Raw genomic sequence first — 20,126 nt, forward strand, 5'->3', positions numbered from 1 at the left:
CCATGCGCAGGCTTATCAGGCCATCCCAGACTTCGCCTTCGGCGGTGACCGCCTCCACGCCCAGGCACAGGGGCAGCACCTTGAGGGCCAGCATGCCGGTGCCTTGGGGCAGGGGCGCGAGCCACAGCTCCCACGCCACCCCCAGCGCGATGAGGCTCACCAGCGCGGTCACACACAGCAGGCGCAGGCGTTCGATCGTCGCTTGGCGCTCCGGTGGGTGGTGGGCGATGAAGGTGTCCGGGTCGGGGGTCTCGTTGTCGGCAGAAGGGGGCAGGGAAGAGGTGTTCATGGGTGAAAAATCAGGCGCGCACGGCGGGAGGAGCCCAGCTGGTGGGCGCATGGCTGGCATCATAGCCAGATGACGTCACATTCGACTTTCTGGGGGCGTATCCGTCAGCGCTGGATGCTGCTGGTCTCGACCCTGCAGCAGTGGCCCTGGCGCCAGACCTACGACACCTTGCGCCAACGCTTTCGCGAAGACCGGCTGGGCTTGACGGCGGGCAGCCTGACCTTCACGACCACCATCGCGGTCGTGCCCTTGTTCACCGTGATGTTGGCCCTGTTCAGCGCGTTTCCCATGTTCTCGCGCTTTCGCAAGGTGCTGGAGCAGCAGGTCATCCAGGGCCTGGTGCCCGATGCGATCGCCAAGCAGGTTTTGCTGTCGCTCACCAAATTTGCCGGCAAGGCGAGTCAGCTGGGCGGCCTGGGCATGGTGGCGCTGGGCATCACGGCCATGGCACTGATGCTCACGATCGACCACACGCTCAATGGCATCTGGCGGGTGCGCCGGGCGCGCCCGATCACCCAGCGGGTGCTGGTGTACTGGGCGGCGCTGACACTGGGGCCCTTGCTGGTGGGGGCGAGCCTGTGGATGACCTCGTATGTGCTCTCGGCTTCACGGGGCCTGGTGGACGAGTTGCCGGGTGGCGTGGGGCTGCTGCTCAGCCTGATCGTGTTCGCCTTGCAGACGGCGGGCTTTGCCGCGCTGTACCGCTATGTGCCCAACACCTTCGTGCGCTGGGACCACGCCTGGGGTGGGGCGGTGTTCACCTCGGTGGGGCTGGAGCTGGCGCAAAAGGGGCTGGCCCTGTACCTGTCCAAGGTGCCGGTCTACGCGACCATCTTTGGCGCGTTCGCCGCGGTGCCGATCCTGCTGGTGTGGATTTATCTGAGCTGGGTCATCTTGCTGATGGGGGCGGTGGTGGTGGCGTACACGCCCAGCCTGCTGTCGCAGGTCAAGCGCTGGCCCGATGCGCCGGGGCACCGCTTTGCCTTGACGCTGGCCATTTTGAAGGCCTTGTGGGCGGTGCAGCACACGCCAGAGCGGGGCCTGAGCAACGAGGCGCTCGCGCGGGAGTTGCGCACCGACCCGTTGCAGATCGAGCCCTTGCTGGAGACCCTGCAGGCCTTGGACTGGGTGGGGCTGTTGAACGAAGAAGGCGACGATCACGGCGGGCGCTTCGTGTTGCTGTGCGACCCGGATCGGACGCAGGCGGGGCCGGTGCTCGATGGCCTGCTGCTGCGCCGCGACGGGGTGACCGCACCTTTCTGGGAGGCGGCCCGCCTGGACACGCTGACCCTGGCACAGGTGCTGGACTGAGGGCCGGTCGGTGAACTGGTCGACATCAGGGTCTGCCCGCTGTTCAGATGCGTCGCGGTCTGTCGCAATGGGGGCGTGTCATGTGTGACATCCGGCACGAACGCTTGATGTGCAAAGGGCGCGGGGCTATATTGAGCGCCTTGCCGACCGCTTTTGAATCGGGAATGAGGAGAAACATCCATGAAAGTCAGTGACATCCTGCGCGTCAAGGGCAGCACGCTGTTCACCGTACAGCCTGAGCAACCCTTGGCCGAGGCGGCCGCATCCATGGCCGATCACGACATTGGTTCGCTGGTGGTGATGGACCACGGCGATCTGGTGGGCATGTTGACCTTCCGTGAGGTGATCAAGGCCACCGTGCGCAACAGCGGCGTGTTCGGTAGCCTGACGGTGCGCACCGTCATGGATGACCACCCCCTGACCTGCACCCCCGAGACCGAGCTGGACGAGGTGCGCCGCATGATGCTGAGCCGCCATGCACGCTACATGCCGGTGATGACCAACCGCACCCTGATGGGCGTGATCTCGTTTTATGACGTGGCCAAGGCCGTGGTTGACGGGCAGGACTTCGAGAACCGCATGCTCAAGGCCTACATCCGCGACTGGCCGGTGAACGAAGAGGAAACCGGCAAGGAACGCCAGGCACTGCTGTGAGCCCGGCCGCCTGCTGATGCGCAAACGCCCGGTTGAGCCGGGCGTTTTGCTGTGTGGGCTGCGGGGGAGGGCCTTGATGGGGGACAATAAGCGCTTCCCTTTGCACTTCTGGTTGGCGCTCTATGGCAGGCAGCACCCTCGGTCTTTTGTTCACGGTCACGAATTTCGGCGAATCGCACGGCCCGGCGATCGGCTGCGTCATCGACGGCTGCCCTCCGGGCATGGCCTTGTCCGAAGCCGACATCCAGCCTGATCTGGACCGTCGCCGCCCTGGCACCTCGCGCCATGTGACCCAGCGCAACGAGCCCGATGCCGTCGAGATCCTGAGCGGCATCTACGAAGGCAAGACCACGGGTGCCCCGATCGCCCTGCTGATCCGCAACACCGACCAGCGCAGCAAGGACTACGGCAACATCCTGCAGACCTTCCGCCCCGGTCACGCTGACTACACCTATTGGCACAAGTACGGCATCCGCGATCCGCGTGGCGGTGGCCGTTCGTCGGCCCGTCTGACGGCGCCGATGGTGGCGGCTGGCGCGGTGGCCAAGAAGTGGTTGCGCGAACAGTTCGGTACCGAGATCCGGGCGTGCATGACCCAACTGGGCGAGCACCCGATTGCGTTTGAGGGTTGGGAGCATGTGCCCAACAACCCCTTCTTCGCCCCCAATGTGAGCCAGATCGAGGCGCTGGAAGCCTATATGGACGAGCTGCGCAAGGCGGGCGACTCGTGCGGTGCCAAGCTGATCGTCGAGGCCAGCGGCGTGCCGGTGGGCCTGGGCGAGCCGCTGTTTGACAAGCTGGACGCCGACATCGCCCACGCGATGATGGGCATCAATGCGGTCAAGGGCGTGGAGATTGGCGCGGGCTTTGAGAGCGTGAGCCAGCGCGGCACGGTGCATGGCGACGAGTTGCACCCCGATGGCTTTGCCAGCAACCACGCCGGCGGTGTGCTGGGTGGCATCTCGACGGGCCAGGACCTGCGTGTGGCCATTGCCATCAAGCCCACCAGCTCAATCCGCACGCCGCGTCAGTCGATTGACCTGAACGGCCAGCCGGCCACCGTGGAGACCTTCGGTCGCCATGACCCGTGCGTGGGCATCCGTGCCACGCCGATTGCCGAGGCCATGCTGGCCCTGGTGCTGATCGATCATGCGCTGCGTCACCGTGCTCAGTGCGGCGATGTGAAGGTGGACACGCCCCGCATCCCGGCGCAGCGCTGACACACACGGCGCTCACTCCATGAAAAAAGGGACCCTCGGGTCCCTTTTTGCTGCCTGGCGTTGGGCCGGTGTGGGCCGTGCCAGGGGCAGGGGATCAGGCGGTTTGCAGTTCGCTGGCCGCTTCCGGGCGTTCGATCAGCTCGATCTTGTAGCCGTCCGGGTCGGTGATGAAGGCGATGACGGTGGTGCCGCCCTTGATGGGGCCGGCTTCGCGGCTGATGCTGCCGCCCAGGGTGGCGGTCTTGGCGCGCACGGCGTCACAGACGGCGGCGGCGTTGTCGACGCCCAGCGCGATGTGGCCGTAGGCGGTACCCAGCTCGTATTTGTCGACGCCGTAGTTGTAGGTCAGCTCGATCTCGGCGTGCTCGGGGTTGCGACCGTAGCCGAGGAAAGCGAGGGTGTACTGCTGCTCGGGCCGGTCGGTGGTGCGCAGCAGCGTCATGCCCAGGGCTTGCGTGTAGAAGTCGATGGAGCGCTGCAGGTTGCCGACGCGCAGCATGGTGTGCAAGAGACGCATGGTGAGGGGTGCTTCAATGCCAAAACCATGAGTCTGCCAGGGTTGGGCCGCAGGTGTCGACCCTGGGCCATCAACCCTGTTCTGGTGCGGCTTACTTGAACTGCGGCAGCAGCACGCTGTCGATCAGCCAGACGGTGCCGTTGCTCGTCTTCACGCCCTTGCAGGCAGCCGTGGCTTGGTTCACCGAAGCGCCGTCGGCGTCGTAGCCCACGTAAAGGGTCTGACCTTGCAAGGTTTTCACCTGCGTGGGGATCAGGTTGCGACGCGGGTCGGCGGTGCTGGCGCTCACGTGGTAGGTGAGCACGGCGCTCAGCAGGTTGACGTCGCTGCCAATCACGTTCAGCAAGGGGGCAGGCACCTTGGCGAAGGCGGCGTTGGTGGGGGCGAACACTGTCAGGTGGCCCTTGGCGGACAGGGGGCCGACGAGGTCAGCCGCCTGAACCAGGCTCACCAGGGTGCTCAGCTCGGGCGTGGCCACGGCGGCGTCGACGATGGTGCCGGGGAACTGGGTGAGCTGGGTGCTGCGGCACTTGAGGTAGCTGGACAGCGAGATATCCGCGGCATGGGCGGCGGGGGCGGCCAACATGCCGGCAGTCACGGCGAGACCAGCGATGGTGGCTTTGAAGGGGGATGCGACTTGACGGGTGAAGTGTGTCATCTCTTGCCTGCTTGGGTTGGGTTATCAAACCAAACGGTATCGTTTGGAACCAATCAGTCGTAAATTGAACTGATTGGTAATATTCTGCTTAAAAATGCCGCAGGCGCAAGGCGTCACATCGCCCGGTGGGGCGATGTTCACCTAAGTAGGGGGATCAGGGGCGAACCAGCTCGACCGGTACCCAGCCGCGCACGCTGTTGATCAGCGCGAAGCTGGTGGCGCGCGGCAGCTCATCCAGGTGGATGCGGGCTTCGTGGAGTTGTCCGGCGTCCAGCAGGCTCTGGCGCATCACGCCCGGCAGCAGGCCCGCCGAAAGCGGGGGCGTCAGCCAACGACCGTCGAGCTCAACGGCCACGTTACCGATGGTGAACTCGGTGAGCTCACCGGCCGCGTTGTAGAGCAAGGTGTCGAAACAGCCCGAAGGGGGCGGGAAGGCCGCGTAGGCCGTGCGCCGGGTGGTCTTGTGCCGGATGAAAGCATCGGCCGGGGGCATGGGTTGCGTGGCCAGGGCCACCCGGGCGGGGGCCGGCGTGTCGGGCAGGGGGGCGGCCTCGGCGGTGATGCGCAGGCGCTCGTCCATCAGCAGGCGCACCTTGTAGAGGCCCACGGGGTGAGCCTGAGCGAGGGCATACAAGGTGTCGCTCATACGCTGAGCCAGTTCAGGGAGCTGCGCTTCGCTGGCGAAGTGAAACGCCAAGGCAGCCTGTTGCAGGCGGGCCAGGTGCGCCGGCACCCGGGCCAGCTGGCCGTCGGCCAGGCGCAGCGATTCGAGCAGCTGGAACGGCGCATCGGCGCGGTGCAGGAAGGCCTGCTTGGCACGCCATTCTTGCGCTTCGCCGGGGCCGGTCGCGTCGAGTGTGATGCCGCTGCCGATGCCGCAGTGCGCGCGCCAGGGCGCGGGCGGCGGCAGAGTGTCAACCGTGACGGTGCGGATGGGGACGTTGAACGTGACCCGCCCGCCCGGGGCCATGAGGCCGACCGCGCCGCAGTACACGCCGCGCGCGCTGCGCTCCAGCCGCGCGATGTGATGCATGGCCTGGCGCTTGGGGGCGCCGGTGACGGAGCCACAGGGGAAGAGGGCGGCGAACACCTCGCTCAGACGCACACCGGCGCGGCTGCGGGCGGTGACGGTGGACGTCATCTGCCAGACCGTGGGCAGGGCGTGCAGCTCGAACAGATCGGGCACGCGCACGCTGCCCACCTCGGCCACGCGCGACAGGTCGTTGCGCAGCAGGTCGACGATCATCAGGTTCTCGGCCCGCTCCTTGGCGCTACTGCGCAGGTGCTCGGCGGCGGCGGCATCGCCGTCGGCATCCAGTCCGCGCGGGGCGGTGCCCTTCATGGGGCGGGTGGTGAGGCGCTGGCCGTCCCAGTCGAAAAACAGCTCGGGCGAGACGCTGAGCACCGCGCCGGGTACGCGGCAGGCGGCCCGCGCATCGAGCATCACGGCGTAGCTCTGCGGCTGGCTCCGGCGCAGGGCCATGAACCAGGGCCACAGGGCGGCAGGTTCGCCCTGGAAAGGGCTGTGCAGCTGGCCGGTGAGGTTGACCTGGTAGACCTCGCCGGCCTGGATCAGGGAGCGGATCTGCTCGACCTTCTGTTCGATGGCGGGCTGATCCAGGTCGGCCTGCCAGGGGCCGGCTTGCCAGGGTGAGGCGGGACTGTCTGCGTCTGCAGCGCTTACCGGCTGACCATCCCAGGCTTGCGCTTGGTCGAACACGGCCCAGACGGCGTAGGGCTGACCGGGTGGCAGGGCTTTGACGGGCAGATGGGGGTTCAGGCCGGGGGCGGCTTCGTATGCCACCCAGCCCAAGCACCACTGGCCGGCTTGTGCCAGCGCGTGGGCGGCGTCCAGCAGGCCGGCGACCTGGCTGGGGTCGTGGGCCACCAGCCAGCGGCTGGGGCGCTCGAAACGCCAGCGTTGGCGCGGACCCTGAGGGGCCTCGGGGTGAGGAGGAAAGTCGACCAGCGCGGTCGGCAGGGCCGGGTCCTGGTCAAGCACGACGCGAGGTCACGACGTTGAGCCACAGCACCACGGTGGCCACGGCAAACAAGGCCAGCGCCCAGAACTCGAAGGGCACACCGAGCACGCTGACGGCGGCATCGGAGCAGTTGGCGCGCACCTCGAACCATTCAGGCCAGCGGGTGTCCAGTCCGAAGTAGCTGTTCACGCGGTCGGCAAAGGTGAGGGCGCAGGAGTCGGTCTTGGCCGCGACAAAGTGCTGCCACAAGGCCGCTGCGATGCCGCCCAAGGCCAGCGGCAGGCTCAGGGCCGAGAGCACCCGTCGCCCGAGGCTGCCAGGCAAGGCTGCGCCGACCAGGGCCAACACGCTCAAGGCGATGAACAGGATGCGCTGCAGGATGCACCAGGGGCAGGGCTGCATGTCGAAGCGGTGCTGTGCCAGCAACGCCAGGCCCACCGAGCCGGCGCACAGCAGGCCCAGCACCAGCAGCATCAGGCGGGGACTCAGGGCGCGCATCGGGTCAGGCCACTTCGGCGATCAGCTCGATCTCGACGCAGGCACCCAGCGGGATCTGGGCCACGCCAAAGGCGCTGCGGGCATGCACGCCCTTTTCACCGAAGACTTCGCCGAGCAGTTCGGAGCAGCCGTTGGTGACGAGGTGGTGTTCGGTGAACTCCGGGGTGCTGTTGACCAGGCTCATGACCTTCACGATGCGCACGACCTTGTCCAGGCCACCAGCGGCCACGGCCAGGGTGCCCATCAGGTCGATGGCCACGGCGCGCGCGGCCTGTTTGCCCTCGTCGGTCGTCATGTTCTGGCCGAGCTTGCCCACCCAGACCTGGCCGTCCTTCTTGGCGATGTGCCCGGACAGGAAGATCTGGTTGCCGGTTCGCACGAAAGGCACATAGGCAGCGGCCGGAACGGCCACAGGCGGCAAGGTGATGCCAAGGGTTTGCAGGCGTTGTTCGATGGACATGGCTGTGTCAGAAAGGCGGAAGGACAATAAGTTCAGATCCTACACCGATGACATCTACTGATACGCGCACACGGAAAACACTGACGATCGCACGCCGCCTCTGGCTGCCCCCTCTGGTGATCGGCCTGGCGGCTGTGGCCATGGGCGCAGGCGCGGCCTGGACCATGAAGCGAGTGGACGCGGAGTCGGCTCAGGCCTTGCGCGATCAGCAAGCCAAGCTGGGCGACGCCTACACCTGGTCGGGCTTGACCGAGGCCAATGCGGCGCGGGTGGTGGCGGTCCTGCAGTCCGCGGATCCGACGCTGGATGCGCGGCTCAAGCCCGATGTCGACGCGACCTCGGCGCGCATCTCGACCTTGCAAAAAGGGCTGGAGGCCAGTTCGGCGTTGCCCGAGGAGAAGGCCTTGCTTGAAGCCGTGGGGGGCAAGCGCAAGGTCTACATCGACCTGCGCAACCAGGCGCGCGACCTGAAGAAGGTCGGCCAGGAAGAGGCTGCCTTGGAGGCGCTGAAGACCCAGGTCCTGCCCGCGGTGGCGGCCTATCTGCAGGCCCAGCGTGATTACGTCGAGTTTCAGGCTGCTCGCTCCGAAACCTTGCACAGCGACGCGCAGGCTGTGGCCATGAACGTGCTGTGGTGGGTGGTGGCCGGCATGGTGGGCATTGCGGTGCTGCTGGTGCTGACCACGCGCCAGTTGGCCGGCGCGCTGCTGGGCCCCCTGCAGTTGCTGGGCAAGGCCACCGATCAGGTGGGGGCGGGCGATCTGACCGCGCACATCGAGGTGCGTCGGCGCGATGAAATCGGGGAGATGGCCCATTCGCTGCAGCGCATGCGCGACTCCTTGCGCGACATCGTGGCGCGGGTGCGTCATTCGGCTGACAGCATCGCCACGGCCTCGGCCGAGATTGCCACGGGCAACGGCGACCTGTCGCGGCGGACCGAGCAGCAGGCGGCCGCGCTGGAGGAGACCGCCGCGTCCATGCAGGAGATGACCGACGGCGTGCAGCAAAGCGCCAGCCATGCGCAGCAGGCGGCCCAACTGGCGGGACAGGCGGCTCAGGTCGCCAACCAGGGCGGCGAAGTGGTGGGCAGGGTGGTGCACACCATGGACGAGATCTCGCACAGCAGCCGCAAGATTTCCGACATCATCGGGGTGATGGACGGCATTGCCTTCCAGACCAACATCCTGGCGCTCAATGCCGCCGTGGAAGCCGCGCGGGCCGGAGAGCAAGGCCGTGGCTTTGCGGTGGTGGCCGGCGAGGTGCGCAACCTGGCGCAGCGCAGCGCCAATTCCGCGCGCGAGATCAAGAGCCTGATCGCCGACTCGGTGGACAAGGTGGAGCTCGGCAGCCGGCTGGTGAACGAGGCGGGCGAGACCATGGCCGAGATCGTGCGGCAGGTGAACCACGTCACCCAACTGATCTCCGAGATCCACGCGTCGGCCCAGGAGCAGACCAGTGGCATCGCCCAGGTGAACCTGGCCGTGAACGCGCTGGACCAGGGCACGCAGCAGAACGCCGCGCTGGTCGAGCAAAGTGCCGCCGCGGCCGAAAGCCTGCGCAATCAGGCGGCCGAGCTGATGCAGATGGTCTCGGTCTTCAACGTGGGGCAGGTGCGTTGAGCCTGACGGCCATCGCTGTCCATCGCCCGGGAGGGTGACCCCTTCAGGGTGAGCGCCAGCCGCTTGCGGGTGTCGAGAATGGACCCGGGCGGGCCATGGGGGTGTCTGCCATTGCGGAGGACACCATCGTGGGAGAGGCAGGCGCAGTGCGTGACGCTGTGCGTCGCGCGCCGACGGGCATGGCCTTGTGGCTGGCGCTGCCTCTGAGCTGGCTGCTGGGTGTAGCCGCTCAGTTGAGCGAGCCAGTGCTGCGTGCGCCGCCCGTATACCAAGGCAGCCTGTCGATCGCGCTGGGCTTGTGTGGCGCGCTCCTGCTGTGGCAGCGCCTGCGTGGCGCGCCGGCCTGGCGGCGTTGGTTGTGGTGTCCGGTGGTGGTGCTGCTGGCCTGGGGCAGCACAGGCTGGCGGGCGCAAGAGCGTGCCACCCAGGTCTGGCCTGCCGGTTGGGATGAGGTGCTGGTGCGCGTGCGGGTGGTGGGCTTGCCGCAAGCCCTGTCGGGCGGTGCCTGGCGCTTTGATGCCCAGTTGCTGCAAGCGCCCACCCCGCCTGCGGGCACACGCTTGCCTGAACGTATTCGCTTGTACGCCGACCCGCAGGCTGGCATGGCCACCGTGGCCGCGGGGCAGGTGTGGGCGGTGAGCGTAGGCCTGCATGAGCCCGATGGCCTGTCCAACCCGGGCGGCTTTGACGCCACGCGGGGCGTGTTCGAGCAGGGCATCCGGGCCAGCGGCAGCGTGCGCCATCGGCTGAGCCCGCCCGTGAAAGTGAGCGAGCCGCATTGGTGGGAGCCGGGAGGCATCGACCGCTTTCGGCAAGCGGTGCGTGAAGCGATCCAGCAGCGGGTGGGCGAGGGGCGGGCCGCAGGGGTGTTGGTGGGCTTGTCCGTGGGCGATCAGTCGGCCATTGACCGCGCGGACTGGGACATTTTTCGGCGCACGGGAGTGGCTCATGCGGTGAGCATCAGCGGCACGCACATCGCGATGATGGGCTGGCTGGTGGCGTTTGCCGTGCGTCGCACCTGGCCCCGCTGGCAAGGTGGGGTGCACGCCTTGCCAGCCCCCACCGCCGCGCGGGTGTTGGCGGTGGCCGTGTCGGCCCTGTATGCCTTGGTAGCCGGCTGGGGTGTGCCGGCGCAGCGCACCGTGCTGATGATGGCGGTGATGGCCGTGCTGCATGGGGGCGGGCGCCGCTGGCCCTGGCCCCTGATATGGGTCAGCGCCGCGGCCTGCATCACGGTGTTCGACCCTTGGGCGCTGTGGCAGCCGGGTTTCTGGTTGTCCTTTGTGGCGGTGGCCATCCTGATGTCGTCGGGGCGCGAGGAAGGTGGGGTGCCCACGTCGGAGACGCCCACCTGGCGAGCCCGGGGCCAGGAGGCCGCGCGCGAGATGATGCGAACCCAGTGGCGGGTGACCCTGGCCCTGGCACCGCTGGCGCTGGTGTGCTTTCAGGAAGTGTCGCTGGTCGGGATGCTGGCCAATCTGGTGGCCATCCCGGTGTTCACGTTGGGCATCACGCCATTGGCCTTGCTGGGCGTGCTGTGTGCGCCGCTGTGGGATGTGGGCGCGGCCCTGGTGCAGCTCACCTCGGCCGTGCTGGCGCACATGGCCGCCTGGCCTTGGGCGGTGTGGCAGGAGCCGGCCTTGCCGGGGTGGGCGCAGGCGGTGGCGGTGGGGGCCGGCTGGCTCTGGGTGCAGCCGGTGCCTTGGCGATGGCGGTTGTTGGTGCTGCCTTGCCTCTTGCTTGTGGGCTGCCTGCCTCAGGGCTGGCAGATCGTGCCACCCCCGCCCACCGGTCAGTTCTCGGTGATGGCGGTGGACATCGGGCAGGGCACGGCGGTGCTGTTGCGCACGGCGCGGCACAGCCTGCTGTTTGACACTGGGGCGCGACTGCCCTCAGGGGTGGACATGGGCGAGCGCGTGCTGGTGCCCTTGCTGCGCACCCTGGGCGTGCGCGAGCTGGACGCCCTCATGATCAGCCACGAAGACGGCGACCATGTGGGTGGCGCGCTCTCGGTGCTGGCCGCGCTGCCGGTGCATGCCCTGCACAGCACACTCGACGACGCACACGAGGTGCGCCAGTGGCAGCGTCCGCGTCGGCGTGGCCCCGTGCCGCACACGCCTTGTGTGGCCGGGCAACACTGGCTGTGGGACGGCGTGCGCTTCGAGGTGCTGCACCCCACGGTGGCCGATGTCGAGCGGCGTGATCGGCTGGCGCCCAATGCCCTGTCCTGTGTGCTGCGGGTCTCCACGACGATGGGCGCGTCGCGCAGCGTGCTGCTCACGGGCGACATCGAGGCCGAGCAGGAGCGCGCCTTGCTCATGCGGTGGCCCCAGCGCGGTCCGGGCGGTGATGCGTCGTCCGCGGCGGCGACCTCCTTGCGCAGCACGGTGCTGATCGCACCCCACCACGGCAGCAAAACCTCGTCCACCTCGGCTTTTCTGGAAGCAGTTCAGCCGGAGCAGACCATCGTGCAGGCCGGGCGTCGCAATCGTTACGGCCATCCGGCGCCCACCGTGCTGGCCCGCTATCAGGGCCTGAGCTTGCCGGTCATCGCTTCGCCCGCCTGCGGGGCCTGGCTATGGCACAGCGATGAGCGACCGAACCCTGCAGCACAGGCCCAGCCGTCTGCATCGGCGCCGCCGAGCCGGGTGCTGGGGCAGTGCTGGCGCGGCCTGTCGCCTCGCTACTGGGATCTGAGTGAGCCGCCGGCCTTGACCGCAGGGCCGTGAGGTCACTCAGTCTTCCTGGAAATGGGTGGCCAGGACCTTGTCGATGCGCTTACCATCCATGTCGACCACCTCGAAGCGCCAGCCGTCCCACTCGACCGTGTCGGTGGTTTGCGGCAGGCGACCCAGCAACAGCATCACCATGCCGGCCAGGGTGTTGTAGCGACCGCGGTCCTCATCGGGCAGGGTCTTGATCTCCAGCCGGTCCTTGAGTTCGGGGATGGGGATCAGCCCGTCAACCAGCCAGCTGCCATCTTCACGTTGAATGGCCCAGGCGTCGTCGGCCTCGGTGGGGGTGAACTCCCCGGTGATGGCCTCCAGCACGTCGCGCAGGGTGATCACGCCTTGCACTTCACCGTACTCATCGACCACGAAGACCATCTGCGTGTCGGAGCCGCGGAAGTGCTCCAGCAACTCCATGCCCGAGAGGGTTTCCGGCACGAACACCGCGGGCAGCAGGCCCTCGGCCAGGCTGTTGGCCTGATGCTGGGTAAGCTGGTGCAGCAACTGCTGCGCGGTGGTCACGCCCACCACGTCATCGAGCCCGCCGCGGCAGACCGGGTAACGCGAATAGCCATGCTCGGCGATGATGGCCAGGTTGTCGGCCAGGGGCAGCTCGATGTCCAGCCAGGCGATGTCGCTGCGCGGGATCATCATGGAGCCGATGTGGCGTTCGTCCAGGCGGAACACGTTGCGCACCATCTGGTGCTCGTGCGCCTCGATCACGCCTGCATCCAGGCCCTCTTCCAACTGGGCGGCGATTTCTTCTTCGGTCACGCTCCGGTTGCCGGTGTCACGCACGCCCAGCAGGCGCAGCATGCCCTCGGTGGTGGCGGCCAGCAGCTTCACGAAGGGCAGGGCCAGGCGTGACAGCCACAGCATGGGTTTGGCCACCAGGCGCGCCACGGGCTCGGGGTACATCTGGCCCACGCGCTTGGGCACCAACTCGCCAAAGATGATCGAGATGAAGGTGATGATCACCACAACCAGACCAGTGGCCGTGATGCTGGCCGCGCCTTCGGTGATGGGCATCCAGGTGAGCAGCCACTCGGCCAGCGGGGGCGAGAAGGCGGCTTCACCGACGATCCCGTTGAGCACGCCGATGGACGTGATGCCTATCTGGACGGTGGAGAGGAACTGTGTGGGGTTGTCGTGCAGGCTCATGGCGGCGACCGCACCGGCATCACCGGTTTCGGCCATCACCTGCAATCTGGCTTTGCGGCTGGCCGCCAGGGCCATTTCAGACATGGCGAAAATGCCATTGAGCAGAACCAGAAAGATCAGTAGCGCTAAGTCCATAAAGGGCGCCGACAGCGTCGGGCCGGTCGTTTCGATGGCGCAAGCGTAGCAGAATCACGCCATGATCTATTTGATGGGTGACCTGCAGGGCTGCTGCCAACCGCTGGAGCGCATGCTGCAAACGATTGATTTTTCGCCTTCGCGCGACCACTTGTATGTGCTGGGCGATCTGGTGAACCGGGGGCCCGACTCTCTGGGGGTGCTGCGGCGCCTGCGCGGCCTGGACAACGCGGCGACCTGCTTGCTGGGCAACCACGACTTGCACTTGCTGGCGGTGGCGCATGGGGTGCGCAAGCCCCATCGCAGCGACACGCTGGAGCCGATTCTGAACACGCCTGACCGAGACGAGTGGCTGGGCTGGCTGCGTCAGCAACGCCTGGCGGTGCATGAGCAGGGCTGGTTGATGGTGCACGCGGGCGTGGTGCCGCAGTGGGACGCGGCCCAGACCGTGGCGCTGGCCGGCGAGGTGGAGACCTTGCTGCGCAGCCCGGAGGTGGGCGAGTTTCTGACCCTGATGTACGGCAATGAGCCGGCGCGTTGGGATGACAGCCTGCAAGGGGTGGACCGCTGGCGTTGCGTGGTCAACAGCCTGACGCGCCTGCGTTTTTGCGCGGCCGACGGCACCATGGAGTTCGCTACGAAGGAGGGGGCCGATGGCGCCCCCGAGGGCTACATGCCCTGGTTCGACGTGCCCGGGCGGCGCACCCAAGGCACGCCGGTGGCGTTTGGCCACTGGTCCACGCTGGGGCTGATCAACCGCGACGACCTGCTGGCGCTGGACACGGGCTGCCTCTGGGGCGGGCATCTGACGGCGGTGCGTGTCGATGGCGCCACGCGCGAGGTGATTCAGATCCCCTGTCCGCAGGCGCAGAAGCCGGGCAAGGCCTGATCCACCACTACAATGCGAAGCCATGGGTGTGTGGCCGAGCGGTTTAAGGCACCGGTCTTGAAAACCGGCGAGGGTTTGTAGCCCTCCGTGAGTTCGAATCTCACCGCACCCGCCAAAAACAAAAAGCGAGTCCTGAGTGACTCGCTTTTTTGTTGCCTGAATCGCCTTCAGGGCGGCAGAGCCTGGGTTGGATTACTTGCCCGAGCCTTTGGGGCGACCGGCCTTCAGCGGCGTCAGCTTTTCCAGTGCAGCTTGCAGCTTGGCGTCGCTCAGGCCTACCAGTGCCTGCAGGCCGGCGCGCAGCAGCTCGCTTTTCTTGGTGGGGCGCTTGAAGACCAGGGCACGCTCCTTGAGGTACTGGATCAGGTCCCAATCTTCACGCGGCATGGTGAAGCTGTCACGGATCAGCTTGGCTTTGACTTTCTCGGCTTTTGGGGCGAGCTTGGTCAGCGTGGGGGCCGAAGCCTTTGGTGCGGCGGGCTTGACCTTTGGCGCGGCCGCTGGCTTCACCTTGGGCGTGACTTTGGCTGTGGTCACGCTGCGCATGGGCTTGGCCTTGGTGGCTGCAGGCTTGGCCGCGACCTGGGGCTTGGCCTCAGGCTTCACCACGGACTTGGCGGCCGGTTTGGGGCTCGTAGCAGCGCTGCTGGGGATCGGCTGTGTCGTGGCCCGCTTGGCCGAGGCGGCCTTCTTGCTCGGGGTCTTGCGTGTCACGGGCTTGGCTGCGGGAGGTGCAGCAGGCTTGGCCTTGGGCGCGGTGGCCGCGGCTTCAACGGGGCTGGTCACCACCGGTGCCGGGGGGGAGGTGCTCGCGGCGGTGTCGGCAGTGCGTGTGCTGGGCGTGCTGATGGTTTCGGCCGCGTCGGGCTTCTGTGGGTCGATCAAGGCGTACTCCTGAATGGTGTAAATCATTTATATGATATATCTGATTTACTGGGGAATGCGGTGCGTCACATCCCTGTCATCTCTCTGGTGATAAAACGTCCGAAAACACCAAGGGGATTGCGATGCTGTCAGGATCAAAACACTGGATGACCCTGCACACATGGCTGCAGGTCACGCTCATGGCGGCGGCAGGTTCGTGCAAGCCTGTGGGGGTGGCGAACGTGGTGTCGCACGCCGTGCCGGCGCAGCAGCTGGGCGCCTTCACGACGTCGTGGATTTCTCATGTCGATTGGCCGCCGTCGGTGGCACCAAGCGCTCCGTTCAGACAGGGCTGAGGCCGGGTGGCTCACAGTCCTTCGTCGTTGTCGTCGCTGCCGTCAAAGTCTTCCAGGGAATAGCCTTGTTCCGCCAGGGAGGCGACCAGCAGAGCCAGGGCCTTGCGTTCCAGCTCGATGCTGGGGTGGTGCCCGACGGGGTTCAGTCCGATGGCCTCGCGCAGCAGCAAGGCGGCATTTCCGATTTGTCGGATCTCGAGCGGGATCATGGCGGCAACCTCGTTCCACGTTGTCTGGGAGAGCAGCCTTTGATTTTAGAGGGCAGGCTCTGTCCGTTTGATGACGTGGTGCGAGGTGCCGGGGCGTCGACAAGCGCCTGTGGGGCAGACAGGCTGTCACACGGGCAGGATCACTTTGTCGATCTCGTGGAGCACGCCATTGCTCGCGAGCACGTCGGTGTCGACGATGTTTGCCGTGCGATTGAGCGCATCGATGATCTGCAGGCTGCTATTGATTTTGAAGGTGGCACCCGTCAGCGCTGTGGAGATCGGGCCACTGTCTGGGTTGGCTCCGATCAGGGCCACAACGTCCGCTGCCAAGACGCGCTGGATCAATACGTGGTACTTGAGGACATCGGTCAGTAGCGTCTTGTTGGCAAACAAGGCTTCTTTGGTTGTATTCAGTTCCACCAAAGCTGCTGCGAAAGCCGCATTGTTGGGTGCAAATATCGTGAACGGACCGGTACTTTGCAAGAGGCTGACCAATCCAGCTGTCTGGATGGCTTCCAGAAGGATGCTGAAGTTCGGGTCGAATGCCAGCGCGACCGGAATGGTGTTGGGGGGGAGAATCACCTTGTCCACGCCGTGGATCACACCATTGCTGGCATACAGATTGGTGACCTTGATGCTCGACGTACGTCCGCGCCCGTCGGTGATGACAGGGCCGCCCGCGGTATTGTCGATTCTCAAGGTGCTCCCTTGGACGGTCTCAGTGTTTGTCCCGAACGGGATATCGGCAGCGGGCACGCGGGCCGCCAGAACGTGGTAGGTCAGCACCGCAGTCAGCAAGGGCTTATTGGCAAACAGGGCATCTTTGGTGGTCCCCAGCTCACCCAGCAGGTTGACAAAAGCCGTGTTGGTCGGCGCAAACACCGTGAACGGCCCACGGCCCTTGAGCGTGTCTACCAGGCCGGCGGCCTGCACCGCCTCCACCAACAGGCTGTACTCCGGAGAGTCGCTCAGCACGTCAACGATGTCATTGTCGTCTCCTCCGCCGCAGGCCGACAGCGACAAGGCGACCCCGCTGGCGAGGCTCAGTTTCAGGAATTGACGTTTGCTCAGGGTGTTCATGATGGCTCCGATGGGTTGAGGGTGGCGTGGTGAAACGTTCGCGCTGAAATACCAAACGGTACAAATAAATACTAAACAGTTCACAAAACAAACCAGGTGGTTGTCCACATGATTCGTGTGGTCTTGTTGGCGATTTCAGGGGGGAAGTGACGCTGAGGGCCCCCTGAGTGGGGGTGTTGGCGGCACACTGGGGGCTGATCTGGCTTGGGGCGCTGTGCCGCCCTTGCAACCAACATGGCATGTGAATTACTGACGGTGGGGCAGATGGCACAGGCCGACGCCCTCACCATCGAGGCGGGCACCCCCGGTTTCACCCTGATGCAGGCCGCAGGCTACGCGGTGGCGCAGGCCATCGTGCAGCGCTGGTCGCCGCGCGCGACGGTCTTGCTTTGTGGCCCTGGCAACAACGGCGGAGACGGTCTGGTGGCCGCTGCGGAGTTGCTGCGACAGGGTTGGCCGGTGCGGGTGGCGATGCTGGCCGAGCCCGAGCGGTTGACCGGTGATGCAAGCCTGGCCTGGGCGTACTGGCAAGCACGGTGTGCCGCGTGCGCGCCGCGCGAAGTCCTGAGCGCCCCGCTGAACGAGGCCAGCCTGGATGCTCAGGGCCTGGTGGTCGATGCCCTGTTTGGGGCGGGACTGACGCGGCCCCTGGAAGGCATGGCGGCGAAGGTGCTGGCCAAGGCGCAGTGCAAGGGCCTGCCCATCGTGGCGGTGGACGTGCCCAGTGGCGTCTGGGGCGACAGCGGCGTGTCAGCCGGTGCGGTGCACTGCGATCTCACGGTCACGTTCTTCCGGTTCAAGCCGGCGCACCTGTTGATGCCGGGCCGGCAGTTGTGCGGCGAACGTGTGCTGGCCGACATCGGGGTGCCAGACTCCGTGCTGCCGCGCCTGCAAGTGCGTGCCTGGCAGAACGCGCCCACACTGTGGCAGACCGTCTACCCCCGAGCCGACATGGCTGGCCACAAGTACCACCGAGGGCATGCGCTGGTGTGGGGCGGCCCGCTCATGACGGGAGCCCCTCGCCTGGCGGCCCGTGCGGCGGCCCGGGTGGGGGCGGGTCTGACCACGGTGTGTGTGCCACAGGCAGCCTGGCCGGTCTATGCGGCCAGCCTCACCAGCATCATGGTGCATCCGCTGGTGGGTGAGGGGCTGAACCAGTGGCAGGGTGGCCTGCAGACCTTGCTCGACGACGAGCGCCTGAGCGCCGTGCTGATCGGCCCTGGTGCCCTGGGTGGTACGCACCCGGGTGGCCTCAAGGGCCTGGTGTTGACCGTGTTGGCCAGCGGCCGCCCGGTGGTGCTCGATGCGGATGCCCTGTCGGTGTTCCAGGATGACCCGAGCTTGCTGTTTGCGGCCATTGCCGGACACGGTCGCCCGGTGGTGATCACCCCGCACGATGGCGAGTTTGCCCGGATCTTTTCGCCGTCCACCCTGGCCGGCTGCGAGGGCAAGCTGGCCAGGGCCCGCAAGGCCGCGCAGCTGAGCGGGGCCATCGTCTTGCTCAAGGGGCCGGACACGGTGGTGGCCGCCCCCGATGGCCGTGCGGTCATCAATGCCTCTGCGCCGCCCACCCTGGCCACGGCGGGCTCGGGTGATGTGCTGGCTGGCTTGATCTTGGGTTTGCTGGCCCAGGGGATGCCCGCGTGGCAGGCCACGTGCGCGGCGGTGTGGCTGCATGGCGAGGCGGCGCAGGCGTTTGGCCCGGGCCTGGTGGCCGACGACCTGCCCGAAAAGGTGCCCGCAGCCTTGCGCCGGCTGGCAGCGCAGGCCCCAGACTGATCAGGCCGTGCAGGTGCGGTTCTTGCCCGTGCGTTTGGCTTCGTAGAGGGCCACGTCCGCACGGTCAAGGGCCGCTTCGATGGCCTCGCCCGCGCGGTAGGTGGTGACCCCGGCAGAGAAGGTGATGAACACCTTGCGTTCGTCGTGGGTGAAGAACTCGGCGCTGAGGTTGCGCTGCAGGCGGGTGAGCACCTGCTGGGCCTCTTCCAGTGGCGTGTCGGGCAGCATGACGACGAACTCCTCGCCGCCATAACGCGCCACCACGTCGACCGGGCGAAGGGATTCACTGACGCGCCGAGCGAGGAACTTGAGGGCCTCGTCGCCGGTCTGGTGGCCGAGTTGGTCGTTGAGCTTCTTGAAGTTGTCGACGTCCAGCAGGCCCACGGCCAGGGGCGTGCCCTGGCGTTCGACGCGGGCTTGCTCGGCCTCGAAGGCGCGCATCATGCCGCGGCGGTTGGCAATCTGGGTGAGCGGGTCGGTGGACACCTCTTCGGACAGCTTGCGGATCTCGTCTTCCAGCTCGCGCACCCGGTCGGTGAGCTCGGTGGCCCGGGCGTGTTCGTTTTGCAGGCGGGTTTGCGTCTGGGCGACGACGGATTGGACCTCGCGGCTTTCTTCCACCATTTCACGGACGATGCCGGCCAGGCTCTGCAGCGAGTCGGCGGTGCCGATGGTTTCGGCGTAGACGCCCAGCTTGTCCTGGAAGCGGTCGGTGGTGCTGCCCAGCAGTGCGATCTGCTGCAGCATCTGGTGGATCAGGTCCTTGAGCGCCTGGCGGGCGGCCTCACGCTCGCGCTTGAGTTCCAGCTGGCGGTTGCGGGTGTCGCTGAGCAACTGCTGCATGTGGCGCACGCCACGGCTGTGCAAGCCCTCGTCCAGTTGGTGGCGCATGGCCTGGCACTGGCCTTGCACCCAGCTGTCGTCTTCGGACAGGTCGACCAGGCTGTCGGTCAGCGAGTGGCACAGCTCGGTCAACTGGGCGACCAGATGGTGACGGTGTTCGATGACCCGCTGGGCCTGTTCGCAAGCCTGGGTGAGCTGCTTTTGAACGGTGGCGGGCTCGTCCGTACCGGGCTCGCGACTGTGTGCCAGGGCTGTTCGCAAGACGTTGGCCGCTTCACTGGACTGGGCCTGGTCCTGGGGCAAGGCCACCAGCACGGTTTGCTCCAACTGGGTCAGCGCGTGCTGGGCCAGGGTGGGCCAGGCTGCCAAGGTGCTGGCGCTGTCCGGGGCGGAGGTGGGGGACGCGGGTGTTGCGGTGCTCTCGGGCGCACTGGGGCTGGCTGCAGCGGTGGTGTCGGCTGGGGTGGTGCTCCCATCGTCTTCCAGCAGCGTGCTGTCCAGCGTGTCGCTGTCCCAGCTACGCACCAACTGGTCGAGGCGCTGGTGCAGGCGCGTGGCCGAGCTGCGGCTGCCGTCCAGGACGCGTTGCAGGCTCTCCTTCTTGCGCGCCGCCGTCCACTGCCGACCGCCGCGTTCGGCGCCGCGCACGATGCGGCCGATCAGCTCGGCCCAGCGTGTGCCGTCGTCCGACGAGGGGGGCAGGCCATCAAGCGGTGCGGGTTGGGTGATGCCACCAAACCCCGTGTCGTCGCCCGACTCGAGGGCGTAGGCCTTGCGGTAGTTCTCAGGGGTGGGTTCTTGACGATTCTGGGCCAGGCGAACGAGGGCCGCCTTGGCGATCTGGGCGGGCGTGAGGCCGGAGGGAGTGGACAT

18 protein-coding genes and 1 tRNA gene are annotated in these 20,126 nt (G+C 66.8%); 8 read left to right on the forward strand and 11 right to left on the reverse strand.

What is annotated here, in order from left to right:
- The coding region (locus RBT42_RS12015) for a DUF2069 domain-containing protein (RefSeq protein ID WP_320365413.1) at window positions 1-289 on the reverse strand (289 nt) is incomplete at its 3' end.
- Window positions 290-358: 69 nt separating this feature from the next.
- Between RBT42_RS12015 and RBT42_RS12020 the strand changes: the two genes are divergently transcribed.
- The 3 genes from RBT42_RS12020 to aroC all read left to right on the forward strand — a co-directional run bounded on the left by RBT42_RS12020 (window position 359) and on the right by aroC (window position 3,474).
- Complete coding sequence (locus RBT42_RS12020) at window positions 359-1,600, forward strand: YihY family inner membrane protein (protein WP_320365415.1); 1,242 nt, start codon at window positions 359-361, stop codon at window positions 1,598-1,600.
- 180 nt (window positions 1,601-1,780) lie between these two features.
- Entirely contained in the window at window positions 1,781-2,254 is a 474-nt protein-coding gene (locus tag RBT42_RS12025) for a CBS domain-containing protein (protein WP_320365417.1), read from the forward strand.
- Window positions 2,255-2,376: 122 nt separating this feature from the next.
- Entirely contained in the window at window positions 2,377-3,474 is a 1,098-nt protein-coding gene (aroC, locus tag RBT42_RS12030; RefSeq protein WP_320365419.1) for a chorismate synthase, read from the forward strand.
- A 94-nt stretch (window positions 3,475-3,568) separates the two neighbouring features.
- On the opposite strand, the gene gloA is transcribed toward aroC, so the two are convergent.
- From gloA to RBT42_RS12055, 5 genes are all read right to left on the reverse strand, one after another.
- The gene (gene gloA, locus RBT42_RS12035; protein ID WP_320365421.1) at window positions 3,569-3,991 is read right to left on the reverse strand and encodes a lactoylglutathione lyase; all 423 of its coding nucleotides are present in this window, start codon (window positions 3,989-3,991) and stop codon (window positions 3,569-3,571) included.
- 91 nt (window positions 3,992-4,082) lie between these two features.
- Window positions 4,083-4,649: a fasciclin domain-containing protein gene (locus tag RBT42_RS12040; RefSeq protein WP_320365423.1), complete on the reverse strand. Its 567-nt coding sequence runs from the start codon at window positions 4,647-4,649 to the stop codon at window positions 4,083-4,085.
- Window positions 4,650-4,803: 154 nt separating this feature from the next.
- On the reverse strand, window positions 4,804-6,651 hold the full coding sequence (locus RBT42_RS12045) for a chorismate-binding protein (protein WP_320365425.1): 1,848 nt from the start codon (window positions 6,649-6,651) through the stop codon (window positions 4,804-4,806).
- Window positions 6,644-7,129: a disulfide bond formation protein B gene (locus RBT42_RS12050; RefSeq protein ID WP_320365427.1), complete on the reverse strand. Its 486-nt coding sequence runs from the start codon at window positions 7,127-7,129 to the stop codon at window positions 6,644-6,646. The genes RBT42_RS12045 and RBT42_RS12050 overlap by 8 nt, the downstream gene beginning before the upstream one ends.
- Window positions 7,130-7,133: 4 nt before the next feature.
- Window positions 7,134-7,589, reverse strand: coding sequence for a RidA family protein (locus RBT42_RS12055; protein ID WP_320365429.1), 456 nt, complete (start codon window positions 7,587-7,589; stop codon window positions 7,134-7,136).
- A gap of 47 nt (window positions 7,590-7,636) precedes the next feature.
- Here RBT42_RS12055 and RBT42_RS12060 point away from each other — a divergent pair, with 47 nt between their 5' ends.
- Window positions 7,637-9,208 carry a methyl-accepting chemotaxis protein gene (locus RBT42_RS12060; RefSeq protein ID WP_320365431.1) on the forward strand — a complete coding sequence of 524 codons (1,572 nt, stop codon included), beginning with the start codon at window positions 7,637-7,639 and terminating at the stop codon, window positions 9,206-9,208.
- A gap of 101 nt (window positions 9,209-9,309) precedes the next feature.
- Window positions 9,310-11,937, forward strand: coding sequence for a DNA internalization-related competence protein ComEC/Rec2 (locus RBT42_RS12065; RefSeq protein WP_320365433.1), 2,628 nt, complete (start codon window positions 9,310-9,312; stop codon window positions 11,935-11,937).
- 6 nt (window positions 11,938-11,943) lie between these two features.
- Here RBT42_RS12065 and RBT42_RS12070 read toward each other — a convergent pair whose 3' ends face one another.
- Window positions 11,944-13,233 carry a hemolysin family protein gene (locus RBT42_RS12070; protein ID WP_320365435.1) on the reverse strand — a complete coding sequence of 430 codons (1,290 nt, stop codon included), beginning with the start codon at window positions 13,231-13,233 and terminating at the stop codon, window positions 11,944-11,946.
- Between the two features lie 61 nt (window positions 13,234-13,294).
- On the opposite strand from RBT42_RS12070, the gene RBT42_RS12075 reads away from it, so the two are divergent.
- Together RBT42_RS12075 and RBT42_RS12080 are read left to right on the forward strand one after the other, a co-directional pair.
- Window positions 13,295-14,122, forward strand: a complete 828-nt coding sequence (locus RBT42_RS12075) for a symmetrical bis(5'-nucleosyl)-tetraphosphatase (RefSeq protein WP_320365437.1) — start codon at window positions 13,295-13,297, stop codon at window positions 14,120-14,122.
- A 24-nt stretch (window positions 14,123-14,146) separates the two neighbouring features.
- Window positions 14,147-14,237, forward strand: a tRNA-Ser gene (locus RBT42_RS12080).
- Window positions 14,238-14,314: 77 nt separating this feature from the next.
- Here RBT42_RS12080 and RBT42_RS12085 read toward each other — a convergent pair.
- The 3 genes from RBT42_RS12085 to RBT42_RS12095 form a co-directional block, all read right to left on the reverse strand.
- On the reverse strand, window positions 14,315-15,034 hold the full coding sequence (locus RBT42_RS12085) for a hypothetical protein (RefSeq protein WP_320365440.1): 720 nt from the start codon (window positions 15,032-15,034) through the stop codon (window positions 14,315-14,317).
- Between the two features lie 319 nt (window positions 15,035-15,353).
- A complete protein-coding gene (locus RBT42_RS12090) occupies window positions 15,354-15,551 on the reverse strand; it encodes a hypothetical protein (RefSeq protein ID WP_320365442.1) in 198 nt (65 codons plus the stop codon).
- A gap of 126 nt (window positions 15,552-15,677) precedes the next feature.
- The gene (locus RBT42_RS12095) at window positions 15,678-16,631 is read right to left on the reverse strand and encodes a fasciclin domain-containing protein (RefSeq protein WP_320365444.1); all 954 of its coding nucleotides are present in this window, start codon (window positions 16,629-16,631) and stop codon (window positions 15,678-15,680) included.
- 234 nt (window positions 16,632-16,865) lie between these two features.
- Between RBT42_RS12095 and RBT42_RS12100 the strand changes: the two genes are divergently transcribed.
- Entirely contained in the window at window positions 16,866-18,410 is a 1,545-nt protein-coding gene (locus RBT42_RS12100) for an NAD(P)H-hydrate dehydratase (protein ID WP_320365446.1), read from the forward strand.
- Here RBT42_RS12100 and RBT42_RS12105 read toward each other — a convergent pair whose 3' ends face one another.
- A complete protein-coding gene (locus RBT42_RS12105) occupies window positions 18,411-20,126 on the reverse strand; it encodes a diguanylate cyclase (protein ID WP_320365447.1) in 1,716 nt (571 codons plus the stop codon).

It is taken from the genome of Aquabacterium sp. (assembly GCF_034003525.1).
GTDB lineage: Bacteria > Pseudomonadota > Gammaproteobacteria > Burkholderiales > Burkholderiaceae_C > Aquabacterium.